Origin of the sequence: Fusibacter paucivorans (assembly GCF_018390735.1) — a bacterium.
GTDB lineage: Bacteria > Bacillota > Clostridia > Peptostreptococcales > Acidaminobacteraceae > Fusibacter > Fusibacter paucivorans.
Genome location: NZ_JAHBCL010000007.1, coordinates 137,078 through 147,423, shown reverse-complemented (window position 1 = coordinate 147,423; position 10,346 = coordinate 137,078). Strand labels below are relative to the sequence as shown.

Annotated in this window: 4 protein-coding genes; 1 reads left to right on the top strand and 3 read right to left on the bottom strand. The window is 42.3% G+C overall.

Annotated elements, in window-relative coordinates:
- Nucleotides 1-184: 184 nt before the first annotated feature.
- The 3 genes from KHM83_RS05600 to KHM83_RS05590 form a co-directional block, all read right to left on the bottom strand.
- A complete protein-coding gene (locus KHM83_RS05600) occupies nucleotides 185-1,618 on the bottom strand; it encodes a glutamate synthase subunit beta (protein WP_213235926.1) in 1,434 nt (477 codons plus the stop codon).
- Nucleotides 1,619-1,631: 13 nt separating this feature from the next.
- The gene (gene gltB, locus KHM83_RS05595) at nucleotides 1,632-6,155 is read right to left on the bottom strand and encodes a glutamate synthase large subunit (protein ID WP_425513866.1); all 4,524 of its coding nucleotides are present in this window, start codon (nucleotides 6,153-6,155) and stop codon (nucleotides 1,632-1,634) included.
- Between the two features lie 742 nt (nucleotides 6,156-6,897).
- A complete protein-coding gene (locus KHM83_RS05590) occupies nucleotides 6,898-7,956 on the bottom strand; it encodes a reductive dehalogenase domain-containing protein (protein WP_213235924.1) in 1,059 nt (352 codons plus the stop codon).
- Nucleotides 7,957-8,225: 269 nt separating this feature from the next.
- On the opposite strand from KHM83_RS05590, the gene htpG reads away from it, so the two are divergent.
- Entirely contained in the window at nucleotides 8,226-10,088 is a 1,863-nt protein-coding gene (gene htpG, locus KHM83_RS05585; protein WP_213235923.1) for a molecular chaperone HtpG, read from the top strand.
- The last annotated feature ends 258 nt before the right edge of the window (nucleotides 10,089-10,346 follow it).

Sequence of the window (10,346 nt, the reverse complement as noted above, 5' to 3'; positions counted from 1 at the left end):
CGTCTTTTTTCTTTTTTTGCATAAGATAACCTCCTATTTATAGATTCGACATAAAGTAGGAGAATTCCTTTTTGTAATTTATGGAAATTTTTAAGGGGCTGTCTATTTCCCGACAGCCCCTTTTCAATTTTGTCTCATTTGTCGCTTTCGTTCGATAATACTAACTCGAACGCTATTCACTAACCTATAATGTACGAATATATGATTCGGACATTAAATACTCATCAATATATTTTGCCGCTGTGCGGCCTTCTTTAATGGCTCTGACGACGAGCGACTGACCTCTTGCCATATCGCCGGCGGCAAAAACGCCTTTCACATTCGTTTCATGCCTTTCATTGGACATGACATTGCCTCTGGCATCCAGCGCAAGTCCCAAATCCTTGACAACGCCATTGTGTTCAGGTGACAGGAAACCCATTGCCAGCAGTACGAGATCAACCTCTACTTCAAACTGTCCGTCATCAACAGGTTTTGGCACCATTCTGCCTTCTTCTTCAACCCATTCAATCTTCTCGAGAATAGCCTTTTTAACAACGCCGTTCTCACCGATCAGTTCTTTCGTATTGACTTCCCAGAACTGTTCACAGCCTTCCTTGTGCGAAGAGGTTACTTTGTTGAGTTTTGGATAAATCGGCCACGGCTGACTATCATCGCGTACATCTGGCGCCTTTGGCAGAATTTCAACTTGGTAAACCTTTTTAGCACCTTGTCGATTGGCTGTCCCGATACAGTCTGAACCCGTATCGCCGCCGCCAATAACAAGCACATTTTTGCCGTTGGCATCAATCGTCGATTCGGTTGGCAGTTCGTAAATGCGTTTCGTATGATTCTCCAAGTAGTCAACCGCAAAATGGATCCCTTCCAAGTCCCGACCAGCCGTCTTTAAATCTCTCGGAAGTGTCGAACCACCCGTCAGAACAAGTGCATCAAATTCTTCCAAAAGCGCTGTCGCTGCAACGTCTTTGCCCACTGCGGTGTTGGTGATAAAAGTAATCCCTGCCGCCTTCATAAGATCCACACGGCGGTCAATAACACTTTTCTCAAGTTTAAAGTTTGGTATGCCGTAACGAAGGAGCCCGCCCGGTTCTAAATTCCGCTCAAATACAACCACTTCATGTCCAACGGCATTGAGCTCATCAGCTGCTGCGAGTCCTGATGGACCTGATCCAACGACGGCAACACGTTTGCCTGTTCTCGTCTTTGGCCTTCTCGGTTTTACCCAGCCTTCTTTGAATGCGTGCTCAATAATGGTATATTCAATTTCACGAATGCTTACAGGTTCTCGATTGACGCCCAAGACACAGGCTGCTTCACAGAGTGCCGGGCAAACACGTGACGTAAATTCCGGAAAATTGCTGGTCCTGCTGAGAACTTCATAGGCTTCTGCCCACTTACCCTGCTGTGAAAAATCGTTCCAATATGAAATCAGATTCCCCAGCGGACATCCCCATGAACAAAATGTCGTCCCACAGCCCATACAGCGTTTCGCCTGCTCGATCATCACATCTTCGTTCAATGGTTTATAGACTTCATTATCGTCTTTGACACGCTGAGACTTAGGTCTCAGCTTGAAATTCTGTCGATCATAGGTTTTAAAACCCGTATTCGTTCCCATATGCCGCTCCTCCCTATGAAACTCTTTCACTTTCGACAAATTGCTTTTGGTCAACAATGGCTTTATAGATTGGAGAAACGATATATTTAAATGCATTTACGGCATTGTCCCAATCCTTCAAAATTTTATCTGCAATAACGGAATCCGTTAATGCCTGATGCTTTTCAATCATCGCTTTCACGCGATCACGGGTGATGTCGTCAAGTTCAAAGACCTTCACCATTTCAAAGTTGCAGTTTTCTTCTAATTTATTGTCCGGATCGTAGACAAATGCTTCACCGCCGGACATCCCAGCTGCAAAATTCTTGCCGGTTGAACCTAGAATAACGACAGTACCGCCGGTCATATACTCGCAGCCATGATTCCCGACACCTTCGACAACGGCTGAAGCACCACTGTTCCGAACGCCAAAGCGTTCACCGACGCGTCCGTTGATATAGAGTTCGCCTGCTGTTGCACCATATAGGATCGTATTGCCCGCAATAAAGTTTTCAGAAGCGTTAAACGTTGCTTTCGATGATGGCTTCACGACAATTTTGGCACCTGAAAGGCTCTTGCCGACGTAGTCATTCGTATCGCCTTCGAGAATAAGCGTCAGTCCCGGTGCACCAAAAGCACCAAAACTTTGACCTGCCGAACCGCGGAATCTGAAAGTCAGTGTATCTTCCGGAAGACCTTTTTCACCAAAGCGCTGAATAATTTCACCACTCAGCATTGAGCCAACGGTACGATGTACATTATTGATTTCAAAAGATGCCTGGATAGGCTTTTTCGTCTTCATTGCAATCGTTGCCGCTTCCATCAGTTTATGGTCGAAGCTTTGATCAATACCGTGATCTTGAGCTTCTGTACAGTAAGGCTTCATACGGCTCGGAACATCCGGTCTGTAAAGGACTTTATCAAGATCGAGCTGAACCGCTTTCCAATGGTCAATTTTCGAATTCACTTTGATCTTATCAACGCGTCCAACCATTTCTTCAATGGTTCTAAAACCCATATCGGCCATAATCTGACGTGCTTCCATTGCCATAAAGGTTAAGAAGTTAATCAAATATTCAGGACGTCCTTTGAAGTTCTTTCTAAGGTCAGGATCTTGCGTGGCAATCCCAAGGTCGCAGTTATTTTTGTTGCAGTGTCTAAGCATTGTACAGCCCATCACCACCAATGCCGTCGTCGCAAATCCAAATTCTTCTGCACCGAGCAATGCTGCAATAACAATATCGCGTCCTGTTTTAAGCTGGCCGTCTGTTTGAAGTCGTACCCTGCTTCTAAGGTTATTGAGCAGTAAGACTTGATGTGCTTCTGACAAACCAATTTCCCAAGGCACGCCGGCAGTTTTGATGGATGAAATCGGCGAAGCGCCCGTCCCACCATCGTGACCGCTGATAAGAATCATATCCGCATGTGCTTTGGCAACACCCGCTGCAATGGTGCCGACACCGACTTCTGCAACGAGCTTAACACTGATGCGCGCTTTAGGATTCGTTGATTTTAAATCATAAATAAGCTGCGCTAAGTCTTCAATTGAATAAATATCATGATGCGGCGGTGGTGAAATCAAATCAATTCCCGGTGTAGAGTGTCTAACGCGTGCAATGTGCGCATCTACTTTTGGTCCCGGCAAATGACCGCCTTCACCTGGTTTTGCACCTTGTGCCACTTTTATTTGGAGTTCATCTGCATTCATTATATAATGCGTATTGACGCCGAAACGAGCTGATGCCACTTGTTTAATGGCACTTCTGCGGTTATTGCCTTCATCATCAATTTGATAACGCGCCGGGTCTTCGCCGCCTTCACCACTGTTGCTTCTAGCGCCAATGCGGTTCATGGCAATGGCAATCGTTTCATGAACTTCTTTGCTCAAGGAGCCAAATGACATAGCACCCGTTACAAAGCGTTTGAGAATTTCACTCACTGGTTCAACTTCGTCAATGCTAATCGGCTGCGGTGCATTAATCAGTTCAAACATTCCGCGAACAGTTGAAAGCCCTTTAGCCTGGTTGTTGATAATTCTCGTATATTCCTGGAATGTTCTGAAATCGTTATTACGTGTTGCCCGTTGTAAAAGCGAAATCGTTTCTGGGTTGAACAAATGTCGTTCTGCACCATTACGCCAAATAAGCTGCCCACCGATTTCAAGGTCATTCATAGATTTTCGTAAACGGTTAAAGGCCTTATGATGTTTGCTGATTGTCTCTTTTGCGATGGATTCTACATTGAGTCCGCCAATTCTGGAAGGCGTTCCCGGGAAATATTGATCCACAAATGCCTGACTGAGTCCCAGCGCTTCAAAAATCTGAGCACCATGGTAAGATTGAACCGTACAGATACCCATTTTGGATAAAATCTTTTGAAGGCCTGTACTCAAGGCATGTACATAATTTTCCGTTGCTTCATCTTCAGTCATATTGTGAATAATCTTCTTACGCGCCAATTCACGTGCTGTTTCAATCGCAAGATATGGATTCACGGCACTGGCACCATATGCGACGAGCATTGCAATATGCGTTGTATCACGCGCATCACCGGATTCGACAATAATGGATACTTTTGTTCTGGTCTTCTCGGCAATCAAATGATGGTGAATCGCTGAGACCGCTAGGAGACTAGGAATTGAAGCCTCGTAACCATCTACTTTCTTATCACTGAGAATGAGTATATTATACCCCTCTGCAACACGTCTTGATGCGCGTTCGCAAATGCTTTGAAGAGCTGCTTTAAAACCATCAACGCCTAAATCCGCTTTAAACGTAATGGGGATTTTTGTTGATTTAAAGTGCTCATTGCGAAGGGAACGTATTTTTCCCATATCAATATTGTTCAACACCGGTGACGGGATTTCAATAAACGGCTCGACATCCGGAGACATTGACAGCATACTCGCCTGTGAACCAATATAGTTTTTAAGCGACATAACGATCTTTTCACGAATCGGATCAATCGGCGGGTTGGTAACCTGCGCGAAAAGCTGTCTAAAATAGTTAAAGAGCGTCTGAGGCTGATCGGAGAAAACCGCAAGCGGTGCATCATTACCCATTGCACCAATTGGCTCTTTGCCTGTTTCCGCCATGACTTTGACAATTTCATGAATATCTTCCAGCGTATAGCCAAACGCATACTGTTTTTCTGTCAGCGTTTCACTTCTGATCTGATAGTTTTCTTTAAACTCAGGCATTGTATCCAGCGTAACGCGGCGCTCATTAACGGCTTCAAGATATGGGAAGCTCTCATAGATCTCCGCTTTGATTGCTTCGTCTTCGATAACGGCACCCTTGTTAATATCAACCATTATCATCTTCCCTGGTTCAAGTCTGCCCTTTTTCATGATGCGTTCCGGTTCGAAGCGAATAACGCCGAGTTCAGAAGCCATGACCATAAAGCCGTCATTTGTAATCACATATTTTGCGGGCCTTAAACCATTTCTATCGAGTGTAGCGCCGACTTGATCGCCGTCGCAGAAAAAGACAGCGGCAGGACCATCCCATGGTTCAACCATTGAAGCATTGTATTCATAATAGCATCGCTTGTGCTCATTCATGTTGAGATCATTCTCCCATGCTTCCGGTATGAGCATTGTTAAAGCGTGTGAATTGCTTTTGCCATGCGTTCTGAGCAGTTCAAAAACATTGTCAAGTGATCCCGAGTCACTCATATTTGGCGTTAAAATCGGGAATAGCTTTGAAACATCTTTTTGATATACGTCCGACTTAAGGACACCTTCGCGTGCATTCATCCAGTTTCGATTGCCGCGGATGGTATTAATTTCACCGTTATGTGCCAAATAACGATATGGATGTGCCAATTCCCAAGTCGGAAAGGTGTTGGTACTAAAGCGTGAATGCACCATCGCCATCGCGCTCTTAAAGTTTAAATCATCTAAGTCAATATAAAAGCTTGCAATTTGTTCCGGCAACAACAGTCCTTTATAAACAATTGTTTTATTGGACATACTGCAAATATAGAACAGCTCATTGCCCTTGGCAACGCGCTTTGCAATCTCGTTTTCAATACGTTTTCGGATGAGGTAGAGCTTTGCTTCAAAGGCTTCAACTGTCTGAATGCTCCCCATGCCGATAATAACCTGCTTAATAATCGGTTCTGTATACCTAGCCGTATCACCAATTGAGCGATTATCTACCGGTACGAGACGCCAGCCAATCAAGCTCGCACCCTCTTCTTCAACAATGCGTTCTGTAATACCTTCACATTGGTAACGCACTGCCGGCGTCTTCGGCAAAAACATCATGCCCACTGCATATGCTCTCGCCTCCGGCAGTTCCATGCCTAAGTTCGTACAGGCAATTTTAAAAAATTCGTGTGGAATTTGTACCATGAGACCCGCACCATCACCAGTGGTCGGATCAGACCCAGCGGCGCCTCTATGTGTCATGTTCACCAAAATTTCAATGCCTTTTTTGACAACTTCGTGACTCTTTTCACCTTTTATATTTGCGATGAAACCAACGCCACAATTGTCCTTTTCATAACTCGGATCGTAAAGACCCTGCGCAGATGGTAATCCATTCGACACCATATTCATCCCCCCTAGACCAATTTGTTGTATTCAGTATACATACAAAATTTGTCTAAAAATGAGAGACAAAAACTGCCGGACTGGCCAGATGCTTTTACATGGTCTCCTGTTTTCAAATTCCGTATGTAACTGATCTTTATAGCATCAATTCATAAAATTGAAGTCATTGCGTTCATTCATTTCATTTGCATTATAGCGCTTCAATTCTCTTTTCTGATTTTGAATATTATATAACACTTCCTTGCATAAGACAATACTTTATACATGGACTATTCATAAATTTTATCTATGTATAATGTATAAACGCATTTTGTCCGCGTGAGCAAAACAAACGCATACAGACACTAAAACGCTGTTTTTATTGAAATGACAATGTTTCAGTCAATTCAAATATGACAATGTTTTAAAATCTGAAATCGTACGATTTGATTTTTTTTTTTCTGAAAGTTTCATTTTTTTGACTTTTCTGTTTACATTGCATTTTTTTATGCACAAAATAGCTTTCTTAAGCTAATATCATGCATAAATACATCATCTTTGTATGAAACCCGAGTAATGCCAATACTTTCACCCAAGTTTCTTTCATTTAAATCAATTGCATTTATAAAATTTTATACACACTTGACTGCATGCGCCAATACTGTAGCTGCCTTTGAGGCACTTAAGCGCATGCTCGTATCAAACATAGCGAGCAGACGACATTGCCATTTAATATTTTTAAGCACTTGTTTTGTTTACAGCTCTATTCATCTCTAAATAGTGCCAAAGGCTCTTTCGTATAGACGCGTTTGCCAATCTTTTGACGATGCCAATCGACAATGCTTTTAGGATCTGTTTGAAGGCTTTGACGCACATCGTCTGGCAAGGCTTGTGATAATGGGCAGACAGAAAGGCAAATTCCACAATCGGTCCCCAGTGTCTTCCACATTTTAAAGCATTTTTCCTGATCACTGATATAGCCTGTTCGATTTTCATCCAGTGCAACGGGTTTGCCGCGCATAATTGCCCTGCTTGGACAATGTTTTGCACACAGCCCGCAAATGCCGCAAAGTCCTTTAATCCCATAATCAATAGGCTTATCGGCAACAAGCGGCAAATCCGTCGTTACAATTCCAATGCGCACACGCATGCCATAATCCGGCGTCACAAGCAGGCCTGCACGCCCTACTTCACCGAGACCAGCCAGTTCTGCCACACGTGGTGTATACATCAAATAGTCCATATCCATATTGTTTTTGGCATCATAGCCAAGGTTGGCGATATAATAGCTAAGCCACATCCCCATAACTGCCAAGTCAAAATAGGCTTTTGTCACTTCCGTCATCTCTTCTAAGTGCGGTGCGCGATTAATCATTTCACGATTCATTTCCTTTATAAGAACAATCCCATAAGCACCTTCATCTGTGATGGGCGTTCCGTAATGCGCCTTCGTTCGGCCGCGATGTGTATAGTAATCATCGGCATCCATCTTGGCAATGCCCACTGCGGATGCGCCTAGATAATGTGCTAATTTTTTTATCTGCGTAGTCATTTGCATCGCATCGACATGCTGAGGTGCTCGTTTCGCATTTTGTCTTGAAAATTGCTTAATATCTGCAATAAAGTCAAAGGCACTATCGGCAAAGGGCGACTTCAGCGATTGATACATCGGCGTTGTCTCAGCATTAATATCCGGCATTGCCCTTAATAGATCGTCAATTGCCTGCTTTTCAGGATGTTTCTTATAATAATCTTCATACATACCATCATTTGGCTGATACCTAATTCTCGATAAAATCGTGTCGCGTTCGTCAATTTTCATCTCTATAATCCCCCAACCTATTTTTAGCATCACCGTGAGTGAATCATATCATAAATCACCATTACTGCGCAAAACAAACACAGGCGATGCCGTTTCACACATGCTAAATCCAACTGTTGATCATTAACGCGTGAAACCCATTACCTCGGGGCTGTTAGCACTCCTTTCATTTGAGTGCTAAAACTTCTTGACTTTTCGACTTTAATTGACTATCATAGAATCGATGTAATCAATAATCAATTAAAAAAAGACAGATAGGAGTTGATCATATGTCATTGGAAAAGGGCAGTTTGTCCATACACAGTGAGAATATCTTTCCCATTATAAAAAAATGGCTTTATTCAGATCATGACATCTTTGTCAGAGAACTGATTTCAAATGCGAGCGATGCAATCACAAAGCTACAAAAGCTTGTGATGATTAACGAAGCTCAAATCGAAGAAAATCCCGATTATAAAATAACCGTTACACTTGATGAAGAAGCAAAAACACTTACCTTCAGTGATAACGGCATCGGAATGACTGCCGAAGAAATCAAAAAGTACATTAATCAAATCGCTTTTTCAGGTGCAGAGGACTTCATCAAAAACTATAAAGACAAATCGGATAAAGATCAAATTATCGGTCATTTTGGCCTTGGCTTTTATTCAGCTTTTATGGTTTCTTCCGATGTTGAGATTCATACAAGATCCTACCTTCCAGATGCTGAGCCCGTTAACTGGAAATGCGATGGCGGCACGACATTTGAAATGACTGAAGGCACACGCGAATCACGCGGTACAGATATTATTCTCCATATCACTGATGACGGCAAGGATTTTCTAAAAGAATACGAAGTAAAGCAGACCATCAAAAAGTACTGTAGTTTTATGCCTGTAGAAATCTTCTTCGATATCGTCGGAAAAGAACCACTCAAAGACGCTGATGGCAATCTGCTGCCGCCTGAACCGCTCAATGAGACAAAACCACTCTACACGAAGCAGCCGAGCGAATGCACAGATGAGGACTACAAATCATTTTATCAGTCAACTTTTAACGACTTTAAAGAGCCTTTATTCTGGATTCATTTAAACATGGATTACCCTTTTAACCTCAAAGGTATTTTATATTTCCCACGTCTCAATACAGAATTCGATCGCATTGAAGGCCAGATTAAATTATACAATTCACAAGTCTTTGTCGCTGATAATATTAAAGAAGTCATTCCAGAATTCTTATTATTGTTGAAAGGCGTTATTGACTGTCCAGATTTACCGCTCAACGTATCAAGAAGTTTTCTTCAAAATGATGGATTCGTTAAGAAGATTTCCAGTTACATTACGAAAAAGGTCGCAGACAAGCTCAACGCACTCTATAAAACTGAACGCGAAACCTACGAGGGCTTTTGGGACGATATCAATCCATTTATTAAGTTTGGCGCGTTGAAAGATGAAAAGTTCTACGAAAATGTCGAGAAGAGCTTTATTTATAAAACCATTGAAGACACCTATGTCACACTTTCAGAATACCTTGAAAAAGCACCTGATAAAAAAGTTTATTACGCAACGGATACCGTTCAACAGGCACAGTATATCAGCCTCTTTAAATCACAGGAAATGAATGCCGTCATTTTAGATCATCCGATTGATTCAGCTTTTATTTCACTCATCGAATCTAAAAATGAGGATGTAAAATTTGAACGCGTAGACGCTGACGTTTCCGAGGCATTGCGCAACAATTCAAGCCTTACGGAAGAAGAGCAAAAGACGTTGACTGAGAAATTGACAGATTTCTTTAAAAAGGCATTGGATTTAGAAGCCATTACGCTTAGACTCGAAAACATGAAATCAGAAAATCTCTCAAGTATGATTGTCCTGTCAGAAGAATCCAGAAGAATGCAGGATATGATGAAAATGTACAGCATGCCGGGCATGAATGCTGATATGCTCAAGGGGGAAACGACACTGGTGCTCAACGAGCAGCATCCATTGGTTGATTATCTCATTAAACAAGATGACGGCGATAATGAAACGGTTCAAATGATTTGTGCACAATTATACGATCTTGCACTTTTAAGTCATACACAACTCAGTCCAGAAGCCATGACAGCATTTATCTCCCGCAGCAATACTTTGCTGACAAAACTGATCTAGTTCGGAGTATCGCCAGCGCTTGCTGCAAGTCTATTAATCGAAAATATACTGAAAATCATATTATATAAGCATATCCATTGATGGGTATGCTTTTTTTCTCGCTAAATACAGCCTCTTGCACTGATAAGCATCTTTTTGTGTCACATTATTTTTGCGATAGCATTTATTTGCAGTCAATTGTTTAAATCATGTATCTGCTGCTAGAGACTTGATTTTTAAAAATCGTGTCATTAAAATAGACTTATGCGATTCGCATAA

Bases quoted from the DNA above. Each gene is read 5' to 3' on its own strand.
- KHM83_RS05590 (WP_213235924.1), bottom strand. From the start codon at position 7,956: ATGAAAATTGACGAACGCGACACGATTTTATCGAGAATTAGGTATCAG.
- KHM83_RS05600 (WP_213235926.1), bottom strand. From the start codon at position 1,618: ATGGGAACGAATACGGGTTTTAAAACCTATGATCGACAGAATTTCAAG.
- gltB (WP_425513866.1), bottom strand. From the start codon at position 6,155: ATGGTGTCGAATGGATTACCATCTGCGCAGGGTCTTTACGATCCGAGT.
- htpG (WP_213235923.1), top strand. From the start codon at position 8,226: ATGTCATTGGAAAAGGGCAGTTTGTCCATACACAGTGAGAATATCTTT.